The organism is Pseudomonas sp. RC4D1 (genome assembly GCF_018390395.1).
GTDB classification, from domain to species: domain Bacteria; phylum Pseudomonadota; class Gammaproteobacteria; order Pseudomonadales; family Pseudomonadaceae; genus Aquipseudomonas; species Aquipseudomonas danubii.
Window position 1 is genome coordinate 712,193 of sequence record NZ_JAHBAW010000003.1, and the last position, 17,295, is coordinate 729,487.

At 63.9% G+C, this 17,295-nt stretch carries 13 protein-coding genes; 3 read left to right on the forward strand and 10 right to left on the reverse strand.

Annotated features, from left to right (window positions below):
• Window position 1: 1 nt before the first annotated feature.
• Window positions 2-535 (reverse strand): sigma-70 family RNA polymerase sigma factor, encoded by a 534-nt coding sequence (locus tag KHO49_RS28255; protein ID WP_102879636.1) that lies wholly within the window; start codon window positions 533-535, stop codon window positions 2-4.
• A 321-nt stretch (window positions 536-856) separates the two neighbouring features.
• Between KHO49_RS28255 and KHO49_RS28260 the strand changes: the two genes are divergently transcribed.
• From KHO49_RS28260 to KHO49_RS28270, 3 genes are all read left to right on the forward strand, one after another.
• Complete coding sequence (locus tag KHO49_RS28260; RefSeq protein WP_110595559.1) at window positions 857-2,944, forward strand: EAL domain-containing protein; 2,088 nt, start codon at window positions 857-859, stop codon at window positions 2,942-2,944.
• A gap of 355 nt (window positions 2,945-3,299) precedes the next feature.
• Entirely contained in the window at window positions 3,300-4,472 is a 1,173-nt protein-coding gene (locus KHO49_RS28265) for an NnrS family protein (protein WP_213666274.1), read from the forward strand.
• A gap of 96 nt (window positions 4,473-4,568) precedes the next feature.
• Window positions 4,569-5,537: a GGDEF domain-containing protein gene (locus tag KHO49_RS28270; RefSeq protein ID WP_110595561.1), complete on the forward strand. Its 969-nt coding sequence runs from the start codon at window positions 4,569-4,571 to the stop codon at window positions 5,535-5,537.
• A 63-nt stretch (window positions 5,538-5,600) separates the two neighbouring features.
• On the opposite strand, the gene KHO49_RS28275 is transcribed toward KHO49_RS28270, so the two are convergent.
• The 9 genes from KHO49_RS28275 to gloB form a co-directional block, all read right to left on the reverse strand.
• A complete protein-coding gene (locus tag KHO49_RS28275) occupies window positions 5,601-6,476 on the reverse strand; it encodes a hypothetical protein (protein WP_213666275.1) in 876 nt (291 codons plus the stop codon).
• Window positions 6,477-6,546: 70 nt separating this feature from the next.
• Window positions 6,547-7,341, reverse strand: a complete 795-nt coding sequence (gene fabI / locus KHO49_RS28280) for an enoyl-ACP reductase FabI (protein WP_110595562.1) — start codon at window positions 7,339-7,341, stop codon at window positions 6,547-6,549.
• Between the two features lie 22 nt (window positions 7,342-7,363).
• Window positions 7,364-8,974 (reverse strand): ABC transporter ATP-binding protein, encoded by a 1,611-nt coding sequence (locus KHO49_RS28285; protein ID WP_110595563.1) that lies wholly within the window; start codon window positions 8,972-8,974, stop codon window positions 7,364-7,366.
• A 1-nt stretch (window position 8,975) separates the two neighbouring features.
• Entirely contained in the window at window positions 8,976-9,995 is a 1,020-nt protein-coding gene (locus KHO49_RS28290) for an ABC transporter permease (protein ID WP_102879629.1), read from the reverse strand.
• A gap of 1 nt (window position 9,996) precedes the next feature.
• Entirely contained in the window at window positions 9,997-11,070 is a 1,074-nt protein-coding gene (locus tag KHO49_RS28295; RefSeq protein ID WP_016964272.1) for a microcin C ABC transporter permease YejB, read from the reverse strand.
• 1 nt (window position 11,071) lies between these two features.
• A complete protein-coding gene (locus tag KHO49_RS28300) occupies window positions 11,072-12,922 on the reverse strand; it encodes an extracellular solute-binding protein (RefSeq protein ID WP_213666276.1) in 1,851 nt (616 codons plus the stop codon).
• Window positions 12,919-14,748, reverse strand: a complete 1,830-nt coding sequence (locus KHO49_RS28305; protein ID WP_102879627.1) for an extracellular solute-binding protein — start codon at window positions 14,746-14,748, stop codon at window positions 12,919-12,921. Before KHO49_RS28305 ends, KHO49_RS28300 begins: the two co-directional genes overlap by 4 nt.
• A 245-nt stretch (window positions 14,749-14,993) precedes the next feature.
• On the reverse strand, window positions 14,994-16,424 hold the full coding sequence (locus KHO49_RS28310; protein WP_102879626.1) for a transglycosylase SLT domain-containing protein: 1,431 nt from the start codon (window positions 16,422-16,424) through the stop codon (window positions 14,994-14,996).
• Window positions 16,425-16,523: 99 nt separating this feature from the next.
• Window positions 16,524-17,291 carry a hydroxyacylglutathione hydrolase gene (gene gloB, locus KHO49_RS28315; RefSeq protein ID WP_213666277.1) on the reverse strand — a complete coding sequence of 256 codons (768 nt, stop codon included), beginning with the start codon at window positions 17,289-17,291 and terminating at the stop codon, window positions 16,524-16,526.
• Between the last annotated feature and the right edge of the window lie 4 nt (window positions 17,292-17,295).

The window sequence follows — 17,295 nt, forward strand, 5'->3', positions numbered from 1 at the left end:
TCTACTCCACCAGCAGGCCATCGAGTTCGGCCTCCAGCAGTGCGCAATGCACCAGGGCCTGGGCCAGGTACTTCTTCACCATGCGCTCGCAGACGCCCAGCTCGATGGCAATCTCTCTGTAGGGGCGCCCGTGCAGTTGCGCCAGGATAAAGGCCTCGCGTACCCGCTGGGGCAGGCGGCCGAGCATGGCGTCCACTTCGTGCAGGGTCTCGACGATGATCGCCCGTTGCTCCGGGGACGGTTGCACCGCCTGGGGCCGCGCCGCCAGGGCCTGGAGCCAGGCCTGTTCCAGTTGCCGGCGGCGCCAGTGATCGATGCACAGGCCTCGGGCAATGGTGGCCAGATAGGAACGTTGCTGGACCTCGCCATCGAGCTGGGGTGGACGCTTGAGCACACGGACGAAGATCTCGTGGGCCAGGTCGGCGGCATCCCAGGCATGGTTCAGGCGCCGTCGCAGCAACTCGTAGAGCCAGCGGTGATGGGCGTCGTAGAGGTGGTGGACCACAGCGGGGCTGGCGGGTGGCGTCGAGGGCAAGGGCGTGGTCCGGTGACAGGCTGGGCTGTAAATGGGAATTGATCGCGATTAAAGCAAAAGCCCGAATGCCCTGCAAATGATATCGATTCGCCGTTGTGCGGCTGCCGATCAGGCCCGAACCTTGGAAAAAGACATCAAGTCTGGCGCCCGGGAGGCGATAAAACACTCAGGCCCCCTGTATTCAATGCTTGCTGGCAGGGGTTTCTTCAGTGGTATCGTCGCTTGCATCCGATTGTCACGGCTGGGCTGTGCAACCCGCTTGCCAGGCTGTGACGGCGCCGTCTGCGGGGGGCGGGCATGCAGTGGCAGAGGGAGAGGTTGATGCGGCAACCGAGGTTCAAGCTGTTTTTCACCCACCGCCTGGCGCTCCTGGCGGGCGCCGAGTCCTTGCGTTCGATACGTGAGGGGCTGCTCTGGCTGTTGCCCTGTCTGCTGGTTTCGGCGGTATTCCTGATACTGGCCCAATGCGCCCAGGCCCTGGGGGCTCCCAGTACCCTGGTGGACTTGCTGGCCGGGCTGCACAAGCGCATCAGTTCGATCATCCCCTTACTGGTGGCGGCGTCCATCGGCTACATGCTGGCGATCCAGTACCGCTTGCCCCAACTGCCGGTGGCCTTTCTCTGCCTGTCCCATGTGGTGATCGCCATCTACCTGCTGCGGGACTATCCGCTGGCGTCGGCGACGTTCGTGCTGTTCATTGCCATTGCCTCGCCTCTGGTCAATGTCCCGGTCATGGCCTGGCTGCATCGCCGACGCTGGACACGGCTGGTGGACGAGGGGCTGGTGGGGCACAACCTCAAGGGCACTATCAATATGGTGCTGCCGGGGGTGCTGACGTCCCTGGCGCTGGTGGCGGTGCTGCAGTCGCTGTTGCAGGTCCACGACTTTGCCTACGTGCAAGGCCCGATCGACATCGACAGCCTGGACTATCCCTACTTCAACGCGATCCTTTTGACCACGACTAACTCCCTGCTGTGGTTCTTCGGCATTCACGGCACCTACGCCATGCAGCCGTTGATGGAGGTGATGGATCAGGCGGTGGCCCTCAATGCCGCCGATCACGCTGCCGGGCAGCCCCTGCGCTATGCCCTCAACAGTGGCTTGCTGGGCTGTTTCGCCTTTATTGGCGGCTCCGGCGGCTCCCTGGCCCTGGTGCTGGCGATCCTCGGTTTTTCCAAGAGCCGTTCCATGCGCCTGCTGGCGCTGGCGAGCCTGGCGCTGTCGCTGTTCAACGTCAACGAACTGCTGCTGTTCGGCCTGCCGATCATTCTCAACCCGCGCTTGCTGGTGCCGTTCATGCTGGTGCCCATGGTCAATGCCTGCCTGGCACTGCTGGTGGTGCAGCAGGGCTGGGTGAGCCCGGCGCTGGTCAGTGTGCCCTTTACCTCACCGGTGCTGCTCAATGCCTACCTGAGCACCCAGGGCGATTGGGGCGCGGTGCTCCTGCAACTGGTGCTGCTGGGCGTCGGTACGCTGATCTACACGCCTTATGTGCGCAGCATCCAGCGCCAGGGCGAAGGCAGCGAGCAGGTGTACCTGAAGGCCTTCGACGCCACCTTCCATGGCCTTGAGGAGCGCGGCCGGCTGTTGGAGCTGGACCCGATGGTGGCGGCCTACAAACAGGCGGCCCAGCAGTCCTTGCAACTGGCGCGGATCCAGCAGTTGAGCGGCTACGACTTCCACCTGGAGTATCAGCCCCAGGTGGCCAAGGGCAGTGGTCTGTGTACGGGGTGCGAGGCGCTGATCCGTGCCCGGGATGCCCAGGGGCAGGTCAAGTCGCCCTGGGAGCTGCTGCAATGGCTGGGGCAGGCCGGGCTGATGCCCGAGGTGGATTTCTGGGTGGCGTCCCAGGCGGTGCGCCAGCACCTGGCCTGGAGCAAGATCGGGTTCGAGTTGCCCATCACCATCAATATCTCCAGCGCCACCCTGGCCTCGGCGGAACATGGCCGGCGCCTGCTGGAGATTCTGGCCCGGGCCCATGGCCAGGTGTCGGTGGAGATCACTGAGGACGCCCTGGTGGGGGATGCGCTGCTGACCCAGCAATGGATCGGCAAATTGCATGCCCTGGGCGCGCGGGTCTATATCGACGACTTCGGCACCGGCTTCTCGGCCTTGAGCTACCTGCATCAGTTTCCGGTGGACGGGATCAAGATCGACCGCAGCTTCGTCCTGGCCCAGCGCGAGCCCAAGGGTGCCCAGGTGCTCAACGGTCTGCTGCGTTTTTGCGAAACCCTCAAGCTCCAGGTGGTGGTCGAAGGGGTGGAGACCGGTGAGCAGCTGGATTTCTTGCAGTCCAGTTCGGAGTTGATCATCCAGGGCTGGTACTTCAGCAAGTCCTTGCCCGGGGAGCAGATTCCCGGTTTTGTCAGCCAGCGGGCGCGCAGTGCCCTGGCGGCCAGCGAAGACTGAGCGGCGGCGTCAAGGGGGCGACCTGAAGGCCGGGCGATCCGGGCGTGGCAACGCTTGACCCTGCCACTGGGGAGCGATCCGCAGGCACTGTTTCTCGACGCCCAGCAACAACTGCAGCTGGCAAAACGCAGCTTGGGGTTTGCGGTCATATTGACTTTATTGTCGTCTTAATGACCTTTTTTGCTCGTTGTCAAAAAGACTGTGCAAAGCGCAGGACCGCGGTTTGCGGCAGATCTGGCGCTGGCATGAATCGTGATGGGGATGGGGCATATCGCCACTGATTGGCCGAGGAGCCCCACGATGATCCGCTACTGCAATTGGCCACTGTCTGTCCTGATTCCGGGGAGGGCGGCCTGTGTCTTTGCCTGAACGTTGGCGGCAATGGGCCGCACAGCCATTGTGGAGCCTGGGCTTCCGGCCGTTTTTCCTGGCGGGAGCCGCCTTTGCCTGCCTGGCCCTGCTGGGCTGGGGGCTGTGGCTGCACGGCGCCCTGAGTGGCCTGCAACCGGTGGCCGGGATGCTGGCATGGCACCGTCACGAAATGCTCTTTGGCTTCGCGGTGGCGATCATTGCCGGATTCCTGCTCACGGCGGTGGCCAACTGGACCGGCCGTCCGGGCCTGAGCCGCACCCCGCTGCTGTTGCTGTGGCTGGTTTGGCTGGCGGGGCGCCTGGCCTGGTGGCTGCCGCTGCCGGTCCCGCTGTTCCTCAGCGTGCAGTTGGCCTTCATACCGCTGCTGGTGGCCGTCATCGGGCGCGAGCTGTGGTGCGCCGGCAAGCGCGAGAATTACCCCATGGTCGTGGTGCTGGGGCTGCTGGCGCTGTTTCAGGGCCTGACCCTGTGGGGCCTGCTGGAGCACCAGGACAGCTGGCAGCGGCGTGGCGAACTGGGCGCCTTGTGGCTGGTGGCGACCTTGATGACGGTGATCGGCGGGCGGGTGATCGGTTTCTTCATCCAGCGCGGCCTGCAACTGCCGCCCGCGGCGCCGGCATCGCCCTGGCCGACCCGGGTGCTGCTGGTGGGCAGCCTGCTGGTGGCACTGTCCATGGCCCTGGGCGGCGGCGAGGCCCCGCACGGCTGGCTGGCGCCGGTGTTTGCCGTGCTGGTGGGCCTGCATGGCTGGCGCCTGTGGCGCTGGCACCAGCCGCGGCTGTGGCGCGTGCCGCTGCTCTGGTCGCTGTACCTGGCGTACCTGTGGCTGGCCCTGGCGACCCTGGGCATGGCGCTCTGGCACCTGGGCTGGGCCGTGCCGCAGAGCCTGGTGACCCATGCTCTGGCGGTGGGCGGCCTGGGCGGGCTGGTGCTGGGAATGATCGCCCGGGTCAGTCTTGGCCACAGCGGGCGGCCGCTGCAGGTGACCGGGGCCATGGCTGGTGCTTTCGCCTTGCTGTTCCTGGCGGCGGTGTGTCGGGTGCTGCTGGTGCCGTTCAGCAGTTTGGGGTTAGGGGGCTCGGCGGTGCTGGGGGCGCTGGCGTTTGCCCTGTTCGTTGGCGGATATGCGCGGATTCTGCTGACGCCACGGCGTTGACACGCATCAAGTAGCGACATCGAGCCACATCGTTACCAGTAAGGCGGTGGTCAAACTGGACTACGCTTGCGGTCTTAGCCGCGAATGGAGTCAGCGATGTTGTACCCAAGCAAACCCAACAATGAGGCCCTGCGAATTCAGACCCTGCGCGAGCTGAATGTCCTCGATACTTCGCCGCAAGAGCGCTTCGACCGCCTGACCCGGCTGGCCAAGCGCCTGTTCAATGTGCCGATCGCCCTGGTCAGCCTGGTGGATAGCGACCGGCAATGGTTCAAGTCCTGTGTGGGGCTGAGCGCCACCGAGACTTCGCGGGATATTTCCTTCTGCGGCCACGCCATTCTCGGTGACCAGATTCTCACCGTCTGCGACGCCGAGCTGGACGAGCGTTTCCATGACAACCCGCTGGTCGTCGGCGAGCCGGGAATTCGTTTCTATGCCGGTTGCCCATTGACCGTGCCCAATGGCAGCAAGCTAGGCACCCTGTGCCTGATCGACGTCAAGCCCCGGGACTTGGACGATGAGGAGCGCGCCTTGCTGCGGGACCTGGCGCGCATGGCCGAGCAGGAGCTGGCAGCGGTACAGATGGCCAGCATGGATGAGATGACCCTGCTGTCCAATCGCCGCGGCTTCGAAGCCCTGGCCCGGCACGCCCTCGGGGTCTGCAAGCGCTTGAAGAAGCCGGCGACCCTGCTGTTTTTCGACCTCAACGAGTTCAAGCACATCAACGACAGCTTCGGCCATGCCGAAGGCGACGGGGCATTGAAGACCTTTGCCGATGTGCTGCGCATTGCCTTTCGCGAGAGCGATGTGATTGGCCGCCTGGGCGGCGATGAGTTCGTGGCCCTGCTGAGCGCTGCCGATCACGTCGAGACTTCGGCGATCATGGCGCGCCTCGGTGAGCTCCTCAATGAACGCAACGCCACCCTGAAACGTGGCTACGACATCCGCTTCAGCGTCGGCCAGATCGAATACGACGCCGGACGCCATCCTGACATCGAGGCGTTGCTGGCGGACGCCGACAAGGCCATGTACCTGCACAAGCAGGCTGGCAAGCGGGCTCGCTGAGGGTTGCTGCCGCCAAGCCCTGCCCGGTGACGCGGGGCAGGGAAGGGCGTCAGTGGCAGGGCGCTATTGGCCGCGCTCCATCAGCGGTGGGCTATAGCTTTCCTCGATGTCGACCCCGGCCGCCCTGGCTCGGCTTTCAACTTCTGAGCGACGTTGCAGCCGTTCTTTCAAATGCGCAGGGAACAGGGTTCTCCATTGGGCTCTTTGTGCCTCTGCAAAGTCGCGGGTCCAGAACGTGTCCAGGGACATCAGGTTCAGGCTTATCAAGTAGACAGCGCTTTGCAGGGGGGCGCTTTTCGAGTCGTAGCGCAGGGCTCGGACATGCGCAATGTAGTTGCCGTGATAGAGATACCAGTCATAGAACATGTTGTTGCCCAGCCACTGCTCAAGGCTCATCTCATGGTTGGCATCGAACAGCGGGTGGCTGAGTGGCTGGGTACCCAGGAGGCTTTCCTTCCAGTCCAGCTTGTGCAACTCGCCAGCGGCTATTCGGGGGTCGGAAGGGAAGTAGTATTTTTGCCATCCAGCGTTCTTCAACGTCCTGAGAAGGTTATAGACAAGCGCCTTGTTGGCCTCGTGAGTGCTGTTGTCCGGCAGCCCGCGAAGGTCGATGTTCAATGCCTGGATGGTGTTTGAGGTATTGCCATCAACGGCAATCAGCAGCCCGGCCACCTGATCCAGTTCAAGCGTGCCCTCGGGCTGGGCCAGGCTCAGGTCAAGGAGTGCTCCCTGACGATCCGCCTCATACCAACATAGGTTGACCGCATCCAGGCAGTCGGCGGTAAAGCTCACCGGGCTCTTTTCCAGGAACTCGGCAACCGGTGTGCCCAAGGGGATGTGCAGGCGTGCGACGCTGCTCTGGGTTTTATTCGGGGCTTTATCTTGAGTGTGGTCGCAGCCGGCTAGAAAAAGTACGAGCAACAGATAGCACAGCTTCATGTTCGGCCTTTGCAATGAGCCGGAGGGGGCAGGGTGGCGAGTGCGCAAGCCCCCTCGCCGCAGCCAGCAATCACTCGTCGAGGTTGCCCATGGCGGTAGTGTTGAAACCGCCGTCCACGTACATGATCTCGCCGCTGATGCCGGAGGCCAGGTCCGAGCAGAGGAAGGCGCCGGCGTTGCCGACTTCCTCGATGGTGACGTTGCGCCGCAGCGGGGTCTGGGCTTCGTTGGCCGCCAGCATCTTGCGGAAGTTCTTGATCCCCGAGGCAGCCAGGGTGCGGATCGGGCCGGCGGAGACGGCGTTGACCCGAGTGCCTTCCGGGCCCAGGGAACCGGCCAGGTAGCGCACGCCGGCTTCCAGCGAGGCCTTGGCCATGCCCATCACGTTGTAGTTGGGCATGGTGCGCTCGGCACCCAGGTAGGACAGGGTCAGCAGGCTGCCGTTGCGGCCCTTCATCAGCTCGCGACCGGCCTTGGCCAGGGCCACGAAGCTGTAGGCGCTGATGTCGTGGGCAATGCGAAAGCCTTCGCGGGTGGTGGCGTCGGTGAAGTCGCCTTCGAGTTGATCGCCCGGGGCGAAGCCTACTGAGTGGACGATGCAGTCCAGGCCGTCCCATTGTTTACCCAACTCGGTGAAGACCTGGGCGATCTGCTCGTCGCTGGCCACGTCGCAAGGGAAGCACAGCTCGGCGCTGGAGCCCCAGCCGGCGGCGAACTCCTCGACCCGGCCCTTGAGTTTTTCGTTCTGATAAGTGAAGGCCAGCTCGGCGCCTTCACGGTGCATGGCGGCGGCAATGCCGGAGGCGATCGACAGCTTGCTGGCGACACCGACGATCAGGACACGCTTCCCAGCGAGAAAACCCATAAGTAGCTACTCCTGTTGCAGGTTATTGGGCGTGTGCCGGAGCCAGGAAGGCGGCTTCCAGCAGTTGCTGTGTGTAAGGGTGTTGCGGGGCGTCGAAGATATGCCGTGCGTCACCCTGTTCCACCACCTGGCCGTGCTTGATCACCATCAACTGGTGGCTCAGGGCCTTGACCACCGCCAGGTCGTGGCTGATGAACAGGTAGGTCAGGTTGTACTTGCGTTGCAGGTTGCGCAGCAGTTCCACCACCTGGCGCTGCACGGTGCGGTCCAGGGCCGAGGTCGGCTCGTCCAGCAGGATCAGCCGCGGCTTGAGCACCAGGGCCCGGGCGATGGCGATGCGCTGACGCTGGCCACCGGAAAACTCATGGGGGTAGCGGTGCCGGGTGTCCGGGTCCAGGCCGACTTCCTTGAGCGCTTCGATGATCGCTTGTTCCTGCTCCTGTTCGCTGCCGATCTTGTGAATGCGCAAGCCTTCGCCAACGATCTGGCTCACGCTCATGCGCGGGCTGAGGCTGCCAAAGGGGTCCTGGAACACCACCTGCATTTCCCGCCGCAGCGGCCGCACCTGGTGCTGGGACAGGGCGTCCAGCTGCTGCCCCTCGAAACGAATCCCGCCCTGGCTGGCGATCAGGCGCAGGATCGCCAGGCCCAGGGTCGACTTGCCCGAGCCGCTTTCGCCGACGATGCCCAGGGTCTGGCCCTGGGGCAGGCTGAAGTGGATGCCGTCCACCGCCTTGACGTGATCCACGGTGCTGCGCAGCAGGCCTTTCTTGATCGGGAACCAGACCTTGAGATTGTCCACTTCCAGCAACGGCGGGCCGATCGGGTTGTTCGCCGGGGTGCCGCTGGGCTCCGCGGCCAGCAATTCCCGGGTGTAGGGATGCTGCGGCGCGCGGAACAGCTCCTCACAGGACGCCTGCTCGACGATGCAGCCCTTTTGCATGACGCAGACCCGGTGGGCAATGCGCCGTACCAGGTTCAGGTCGTGGCTGATCAGCAGCAAGGCCATGCCCAGGCGCGCCTGCAGTTCCTTGAGCAGCTCGAGGATCTTCAACTGCACGGTGACGTCCAGGGCGGTGGTCGGTTCGTCGGCGATCAGCAGCTCCGGCTCGTTGGCCAGGGCCATGGCGATCATCACCCGTTGCCGCTGGCCGCCGGAGAGTTCGTGGGGCAGGGCCTTGAGGCGCTTGTGCGGCTCGGGAATGCCCACCAGTTCCAGCAGTTCCAGGGTGCGCTTGCTGGCGATCTTGCCGGTCAGGCCCTTGTGGATGCCCAGCACTTCGTTGATCTGCTTCTCGATGCTGTGCAGCGGGTTCAGCGAGGTCATGGGTTCCTGGAAGATCATGGCGATGCGGTTGCCGCGAATGTGGCGCAGGGTCTTCTCGTTCAGGGTCAGCAGGTCGTGCCCGGCGTACTGGATGCTGCCGGATGGGTGCTGGGCCAGGGGGTAGGGCAAAAGGCGCAGGATCGAGTGGGCGGTCACCGATTTGCCGGAGCCGCTTTCCCCCACCAGGGCCAGGGTTTCGCCGCGCTTGATGTCGAAGCTGATGCCTTCCACCACGCGCTGGCACTGGGCGCCGGCGACGAACTCCACCGCCAGGTCGCGGACTTCGATCAGAGTGTCCTGGGTCATGTCATTTCCTCGGGTCGAAGGCATCGCGGGCGGATTCGCCGATAAACACCAGCAGGCTGAGCATGAGCGCCAGCACGGCAAAGGCACTGATGCCCAGCCAGGGCGCCTGCAGGTTGGACTTGCCCTGGGCCACCAGCTCGCCCAGGGACGGCGCCCCCGGCGGCAGGCCGAAGCCGAGGAAGTCCAGGGCGGTGAGGGTGCCGATGGCGCCCGTGAGGATGAAGGGCATGAAGGTCATGGTGGAGACCATGGCGTTGGGCAGGATGTGGCGGAACATGATGGCGCCGTTCTGCATGCCCAGGGCCCGGGCCGCGCGCACGTATTCCAGGTTGCGCCCGCGCAGGAACTCGGCGCGCACCACGTCCACCAGGCTCATCCAGGAAAACAGCAGCATGATCCCCAGCAGCCACCAGAAGTTGGGCTGCACGAAGCTGGCCAGGATGATCAGCAGGTAGAGCACCGGCAGCCCGGACCAGATTTCCAGGAAGCGTTGCCCGGCCAGGTCCACCCAGCCGCCGTAGAAGCCCTGCAGGGCGCCGGCGATGACCCCGATGATCGAGCTGAGGATGGTCAGGGTCAGGGCGAACAGCACCGAGATGCGAAACCCGTAGATCACCCGGGCCAGCACATCGCGGCCCTGGTCGTCGGTGCCCAGCAGGTTGTCCGTCGAGGGTGGCGCCGGGGCCGGCACCCGCAGGTCGTAGTTGATGCTCTGGTAGCTGTAGGGGATCGGCGCCCACAGCACCCAGGCGTCCTTCTGTGCCAGCAGCTCGCGGATGTAGGGGCTCTTGTAGTTGGCTTCCAGGGGGAATTCGCCGCCGAAGGTGGTTTCCGGGTAGCGCTTGAGGGCCGGGAAGTACCAGCCGCCTTCGTAGTGCACCACCAGCGGCTTGTCGTTGGCGATCAGTTCGGCGCCCAGGCTGAGGACGAACAGCACCAAAAACAGCCACAGCGACCACCAGCCGCGTTTGTTGGCCTTGAAGCGCTCGAAGCGCCGGCGATTGAGGGGGGACAGGTTCATCTCAATGCTCCCGGCTGTCGAAGTCGATGCGTGGGTCCACCAGGGTGTAGGTCAGGTCGCCGATCAGTTTCACCACCAGCCCCAGCAGGGTGAAGATGAACAGGGTGCCGAACACCACCGGGTAGTCGCGGTTGATCGCCGCCTCGAAGCTCATCAGGCCCAGGCCGTCGAGGGAGAAAATCACCTCCACCAACAGGGACCCGGTGAAGAAGATGCCGATGAAGGCCGAGGGGAAGCCGGCGATCACCAACAGCATGGCGTTGCGGAACACGTGACCGTAGAGCACCCGGCGCTGGGTCAGACCCTTGGCTTTGGCGGTGACCACGTACTGTTTGTTGATCTCGTCGAGGAAGCTGTTCTTGGTCAGCAGGGTCATGGTGGCGAAGTGGCCAATCACCAGGGCTGTGACCGGCAGCGCCAGGTGCCAGAAGTAATCGAGGATCTTGCGGCCCCAGCTCAGCTGGTCGAAGTCGTTGGAGGTCAGGCCGCGTAACGGGAACCAGTTGAAATAGCTGCCGCCGGCGAACACCACGATCAGCAGGATGGCGAACAGGAAGGCCGGGATCGCGTAGCCGACGATGATCGCCGAGCTGGTCCAGACATCGAAGTGGCTACCGTGGCGGGTGGCCTTGGCGATCCCCAGGGGGATCGACACCAGGTACATGATCAGGGTGCTCCACAACCCGAGGGAGATGGACACCGGCATCTTTTCCTTGATCAGGTCCACCACCTTGGCGTCACGGAAGAAGCTGTTGCCGAAATCCAGGGTGGCGTAGTTCTTGATCATGATCCACAGGCGTTCCGGCGCCGACTTGTCGAAGCCGTACATGTGCTCGATTTCCTTGATCAGCGCCGGGTCCAGGCCCTGGGCGCCACGGTAGCTGGAGCCGGCCACCGAGACTTCGGCGCCGCCGCCGGCGATGCGGCTGGTGGCGCCGTCGAAACCTTCGAGCTTGGCGATCATCTGCTCCACCGGCCCGCCGGGGGCGGCCTGGATGATCACGAAGTTGATCAGCAGGATGCCCAGCAGGGTGGGGATGATCAGCAGCAGTCGGCGAACGATATAGGCCAGCATGTCATTGCTCCCTGTCGGCTGTGGCCGCCTGGTCCGGGGCCGGTTCTACGGCAGGCTTGGCATCGGGTTTGATCCACCAGGTGTTGATGCCGATGTCGTACTTGGGCGCGACTTGCGGGTGGCCGATGTGATCCCAGTAGGCCACGCGCCAGGTCTTGATGTGCCAGTTGGGGATCACGTAGTAGCCCCATTGCAGGACCCGGTCCAGGGCCCGGGCGTGGGCCACCAGGCTGGCGCGCGAATCGGCGTTGATCAGGCTTTCCACCAGGGTGTCGATGGCCGGGTCCTTGAGGCCGATGTAGTTGCGGCTGCCGGGCTTGTCGGCGCTGGAGGACATCCAGAACTCGCGCTGCTCGTTACCCGGGGAGTTGGACTGGGGAAAGCTGCCGACGATCATGTCGAAGTCCCGCGAGCGCACCCGGGTGATGTACTGGGACACGTCGACCCGGCGGATCACCAGGTCGATGCCCAGGTCGGCCAGGTTGCGCTTGAACGGCAGCAGCACCCGCTCGAACTCGGTCTGGGCCAGGAGGAACTCGATCACCACCGGTTTGCCATGGGCGTCCACCATCTTGTCGTCGACGATGCGCCAGCCGGCTTCCTGCAGCAGTTGGTAGGCCTGGCGCTGCTGGGCGCGGATCATGCCGCTGCCGTCGCACACCGAAGGCGAGAAGGCCTGGTCGAACACCTGGGGCGGGATCTTGCCCCGCAGCGGTTCGAGAATCGCCAGCTCCTCCGGGCCCGGCAGGCCGGTGGCGGCCATCTCCGAGTTCTCGAAGTAACTGCGGGTGCGGGTGTAGGCGCCATTGAACAGCTGCTTGTTGCTCCATTCAAAATCCAGCAGCAGGCTCAGGGCGTGGCGTACCCGCACGTCCTGGAACAGCGGCCGGCGGGTGTTGAAGACAAAACCCTGCATGCCGGTGGGGTTGCCGTTGGCGATCTGTTCCTTGATCAAGCGGCCCTGGGCCACGGCCGGGGTGTTGTAGGCGTTGGCCCAGTTCTTCGCGCTCATCTCCAGCCAGTAGTCGAACTGCCCGGCCTTGAGGGCTTCCAGGGCCACGGTGTTGTCGCGGTAGTAATCGCTGGTGATCACGTCGAAGTTGTAGAAGCCGCGGTTGACCGGCAGGTCGCGGCCCCAGTAGTCCTTGACCCGCTCGTAGCGGATCGAGCGTCCGGCCTTGACCGCGGTCACCCGGTAGGGGCCGCTGCCCAGGGGCACTTCCAGGTTGCTCTTGGCAAAGTCGCGGCTTTCCCACCAGTGCTTGGGCAGGACCGTCAGTTGGCCGAGGATCAGCGGCAGTTCACGGTTGTTGCTGTGCTTGAACTTGAACAGCACCCGCAGCGGGTCTTCGGCGATCACCTGGTCGACGTCGGCGTAGTAGCCGCGGTACAGCGGCGAGCCGGCGCTCATCAGGGTCTGGAAGCTGAACACCACGTCCTCGGCACGAATCGGCTGGCCGTCATTGAAACGCGCTTCCGGGCGCAGGTAGAAACGCACCCAGCTGTTGTCCGGGGCTTTCTCGATCTTGCCCGCCACCAGCCCGTACTCGGTGAAGGGCTCGTCCAGGCTCTGGGCCATCAGGGTGTCGTAGATCAGGCCGATGTTCTGCTCGGGCACGCCTTTGCTGATGAATGGATTGAGGCTGTCGAAGCTGCCGAAACCGGCCATGCGGAAGGTGCCACCCTTGGGCGCATCGGGGTTGACGAAGTCGAAGTGCTGGAAGTTCGCCGGGTATTTCGGCGCTTCGTTGTACAGGGTCAGGGCATGTTGCGGCGCAGCCTGGGCACAGCAGGCGATGACGCCGAACAACAGGCCGCTGGTGCGCAGGAGCAGGGCACGCAGAGGCATCATTGGGGACTCTCCAGGGACTTCAGCCACCAGGCGTTCAAGCCCAGGTTGTAGGGCGGCGTGGTGACCAAGGCGAACCGGTTACGGTAGGCCAGTCGGTGATAGTTGAGGTACCAGTTGGGAATCATGTAGTGCTGCCACAGCAGCACCCGGTCCAGGGCGCGGCCGGCGGCCAGTTGCTCGTCGCGGCTCTGGGCGGCCAGCAGTTGCTCCAGCAGGTGATCGACTATGGGGTTGTTGATGCCTGCATAGTTCTTGCTGCCCTTGACCGAGACCTGGCTGGAGTGGAAGTACTGCCATTGCTCCAGGCCCGGGCTCAGGGTCTGGTTGAGGGTCATGAGGATCATGTCGTAGTCGAACTGGTCCAGGCGCTGCTTGTATTGCGCCCGGTCCACGGTACGCAGGCGCGCGTCGATGCCGATGCTGGCCAGGTTCTCCACATAGGGCTGGAGAATGCGCTCCAGGTTGGGATTGACCAGCATCAGCTCGAAGCGCAGCGGCTGCCCGGCGCTGTTCTGCAGGCGCTGGCCATTTAGCTTCCAGCCGGCTTCGGCCAAAAGCCCCAGGGCGCGGCGCAGGGTATCGCGGGGGATGCCGCGGCCCTCGGTACGGGGCAGGCTGAAGGCCTGGGTGAAGAGATTGGGGGGCAGTTGCTCGCGGTAGGGCGAGAGCAGCAGCCATTCGTGCCCCACCGGCAGGCCCGTGGCGGAGAATTCGCTGTTGGGGTAGTAGCTCAGGGCGCGCTGGTAGGCGCCGCTGAACAGGGTGCGGTTGGTCCATTGGAAGTCGAACATCAGGCCCAGGGCCTCACGCACCCGCACATCGGCGAAAGTCCCGCGGCGGGTGTTCATGAACAGGCCCTGGGTCTGGGTGGGGATCTGGTGCGCCACCTGGGCCTTGATCACCTCGCCGCGATTGAGCGCCGGGAAGTTGTAGCCGTTGGCCCAGTTCTTGGCCTGGTGCTCGATGTAGATGTCGAACTCGCCGGCCTTGAAGGCTTCGAAGGCGACGTCGCTGTCGCGGTAGAACTCCACCTCGACCCGGTCGAAGTTGTTGAAGCCGCGCTTGACCGGCAAGTCCTTGCCCCAATAGTCCTTGACCCGTTCGAACACCAGTTGGCGTCCGGGCTGGACCTGGGTGATGCGATAGGGGCCGCTGCCCAGGGGCGGGGTGAAGGTGGTGGCCTTGAAGTCGCGGTCTTTCCAGTAGTGCTGGGGCAGGACTGGCAACTCCCCCAGACGCAGGATCAGCAGGGGGTTGCCGGCGCGCTTGAAGACGAAGCGGATGCGCTGCGGGCCGAGGATATCCACCCGCTGCACCTCCTGCAGGTTGGTGCGGTACTGCGGGTGACCTTCCTTGAGCAGCAGGCGGTAGGAAAACGCCACGTCATAGGCGGTGATCGGCTTGCCGTCGTGAAAGCGTGCCTCGGGGCGCAGGTTGAACACCACCCAGCTGCGGTCCTCGCTGTATTCCACGGAGCGGGCGATCAGGCCGTAGCTGGAAGTGGGTTCATCGCCGGAGGGCGCATAGAGGCCGGTGCCCACCATCAACGGCTCGTTGAGCTCGTTGACGCCGTATTGCAGGAAGTTCGGCGTGGCGACCGGGCTGATGCCCTTGAAGGTATAGGGATTGAGGGTGTCGAAGGTGCCAAAGGCCATGACCCGCAAGGTGCCGCCTTTGGGCGCCACGGGATTGACCCAGTCGAAGTGGGTGAATTTGGCCGGGTACTTGAGCGTGCCAAACTGCGCGTAACCATGACTTTCGGTGATCGTCGCGCTTGCGGGAAAGCTCAAGGCCAGACTGATGAAGAACAGAAGGAGGGGACGCATCGAGTCAGAGATCCGATCCAGGCGGCTTGGGCTTTGTGCTCCGTACAGTAACAGCTTGTATCAGCAGGAAAAAGCGCGCTTTTTCTGCGGCTTGTGTAGCGAGGGGGCTGGCTCCCGTTGGGGCGCGCAGCGCCCATTGACCCAGGCGCCGCGTGACTTCAGATACCCTCAGCTTTCAGGGCTTGCCGGTGCTGTGCACTGGAGCGCGAGCCCGCTCCCTCGCCACAACGAGCCGGGTTGCCCTGTCAGTGCGGCAGGTAGACCGTGAGCATCTGGCCCGGCTTGAGGGCCTGGGCTGCGCGCGGGTTCCAGCGCTTGAGGTGCTGCATTTCCACATTGAAACGCTTGGCCACGATGTACAGCGAGTCGCCTTGCTTGACCTTGTAGCGGGTCGATTTCTGCTTGCCGCTGCTGGCGACGGTGGTTTTCTTGCCGGCGGCCTTGCGGGTGTCCTGCATCACCAGGGTCTGGCCGACCTTGAGGTTCTTGCCGCTGAGCTTGTTCCAGCGTTGCAGGTCCTGCACATCCACCTTGTTGGCCTTGGCGATCAGGGTCAGGTTGTCGCCGTTCTTGACCCGATAGATGCGCTTGGGCCGCAGCGAGTCGCGGCCTTCGTCGCGGTCGAAGACCGGCTTGAGGGAGCGTTTGCTGATCAGCTCTTCGGGTTTCATGGTGGACAGGCTGGTGGTCAGCAGCTGTGCCTTGGACGTTGGCACCAGCAGGTGTTGCGGGCCATCGACGGTGGTGCGCTGCTTGAACGCCGGATTGAGCTGGAACAGCTCGTCCTCGTCGATGTTGGCCACCGCCGCGACCTTGGACAGGTCCATGCGCTGGTTGATTTCCACGACCTGGAAGTAGGGTTCGTTGGCGATCGGGTTGAGATTGACGCCGTAGGCTTGCGGGGCCAGCACCACCTGGGACAGGGCCAGCAGCTTGGGTACATAGGCCTGGGTTTCCGTCGGCAGCGGCAGGTTCCAGTAGTCGGTGGGCAGGCCGAGCTTCTCGTTACGCTCAATGGCCCGGCTGACCGTGCCTTCGCCGGCGTTGTAGGCGGCCAGTGCCAGCAGCCAGTCGCCGTTGAACATGTCGTGCAGGCGGGTCAGGTAGTCCAGCGCCGCGGTGGTCGACGCGGTGATGTCGCGTCGGCCATCGTAGAAGCGGGTCTGGCGCAGGTTGAAGTAGCGACCGGTGGCCGGGACGAACTGCCAGAGTCCCACCGCATCGGCCCGGGAATAGGCCAGCGGGTTGTAGGCGCTTTCGATGACTGGCAGCAGCGCCAGTTCCAGCGGCATGTTGCGCTCTTCGAGACGTTCGACGATGTAGTGGATATAGAGGCTACCGCGCTCGCCGGCGTTTTCCAGGAAGGAAGGGTTACTGGCGAACCACAGGCGCTGTTGTTCAATACGCGGGTTGACGCCCTGGCCTTCTTGCAGTTGGAACCCCTGGCGCATGCGTTCCCAGACATCCTGGGGGACTTGCGGGCTTGGCTGGTTGCTCAGCCAGATGGGTTTCTGCTTGATGCGGGCGTTGAAATTCTGAGTGTGTGTCGCGTCGCTCTGCGGGGCATGACCGGTGCTTTGGCAGCCCGCAAGAGTCGCTGACACAGCTACCGCGATGGCCTGGGCCAAGCGCGTCAATGCGTCTGAACTGATGGAATAACGAATAGATGACGACATTGGCTGGAAGTAAGTTCCGGGCAAAAATGTCGGGCGATTCTAGAAAGCACCCGGGGTGCGGTCAACCATTCAGAATTTTTGTGCCAACAGTTGGCCGGCTTAGAACTTATCTTTCCAGGCCCTCAGGGCCGCAAAGACCGCACTCTGGGACGGGTTATCCTGGCCATTCCGTTCGTCCGCTTTTTGTTTAACGGATGTTTCACCGGTACGCAAAAACGGGTTGGTCAGTTTCTCCAGGGCCAGGGTTGATGGCAGGGTCATGCGCCCTTGCTCGCGCATTTGCTCGACCTTTTCCAGACGCTGGGCAATGTCCGGGTTGGCGGGTTCCACTGCCTGGGCGAAGCGCAGGTTGCTCAGGGTGTATTCGTGGGTGCAGTAGATCAGGGTGTCGTCCGGCAGCGCGGCGAGGCGGCTGAGGGAATGGTGCATCTGCTCTGGGGTACCTTCGAACAGGCGGCCGCAACCGGCGGCGAACAGGGTGTCGCCACAGAACAGCAGGCCGTGATGGTAGTAGGCGATATGCCCCAGGGTATGGCCCGGTACGGCGAACACCTCGAAGTCCCAGCCGAGGATGTTGGCGTGGTCGTTGTCGTTCAGGGCCACGTCGCGTCCGGGGATCTTTTCCTGTGCCGGGCCGTAGACCGTGGCGCCACTGTGCTGTTTCAGGCGCTCGACACCGCCGACATGATCGTGGTGATGGTGGGTCACCAGGATGTCGCTCAGGCTCCAGCCCGGGTGCTGTTCCAGCCAGGCCAGTACCGGCGCCGCATCCCCGGGATCGACGACGGCGCAGCGCTGGCTGCGATGATCTTGTAACAACCAGATGTAGTTGTCGGTGAAGGCGGGCAGGGCACTGATCTGTATCATCTTT

What these genes read in the sequence shown, in the direction of transcription:
- KHO49_RS28260 (WP_110595559.1), top strand. Translation starts at nt 857, where the DNA reads ATGCGGCAACCGAGGTTCAAGCTGTTTTTCACCCACCGCCTGGCGCTC.
- KHO49_RS28305 (WP_102879627.1), bottom strand. Translation starts at nt 14,748, where the DNA reads ATGCGTCCCCTCCTTCTGTTCTTCATCAGTCTGGCCTTGAGCTTTCCC.
- fabI (WP_110595562.1), bottom strand. Translation starts at nt 7,341, where the DNA reads ATGGGTTTTCTCGCTGGGAAGCGTGTCCTGATCGTCGGTGTCGCCAGC.
- KHO49_RS28300 (WP_213666276.1), bottom strand. Translation starts at nt 12,922, where the DNA reads ATGATGCCTCTGCGTGCCCTGCTCCTGCGCACCAGCGGCCTGTTGTTC.
- gloB (WP_213666277.1), bottom strand. Translation starts at nt 17,291, where the DNA reads ATGATACAGATCAGTGCCCTGCCCGCCTTCACCGACAACTACATCTGG.
- KHO49_RS28270 (WP_110595561.1), top strand. Translation starts at nt 4,569, where the DNA reads ATGTTGTACCCAAGCAAACCCAACAATGAGGCCCTGCGAATTCAGACC.
- KHO49_RS28275 (WP_213666275.1), bottom strand. Translation starts at nt 6,476, where the DNA reads ATGAAGCTGTGCTATCTGTTGCTCGTACTTTTTCTAGCCGGCTGCGAC.
- KHO49_RS28290 (WP_102879629.1), bottom strand. Translation starts at nt 9,995, where the DNA reads ATGAACCTGTCCCCCCTCAATCGCCGGCGCTTCGAGCGCTTCAAGGCC.
- KHO49_RS28310 (WP_102879626.1), bottom strand. Translation starts at nt 16,424, where the DNA reads ATGTCGTCATCTATTCGTTATTCCATCAGTTCAGACGCATTGACGCGC.
- KHO49_RS28285 (WP_110595563.1), bottom strand. Translation starts at nt 8,974, where the DNA reads ATGACCCAGGACACTCTGATCGAAGTCCGCGACCTGGCGGTGGAGTTC.
- KHO49_RS28295 (WP_016964272.1), bottom strand. Translation starts at nt 11,070, where the DNA reads ATGCTGGCCTATATCGTTCGCCGACTGCTGCTGATCATCCCCACCCTG.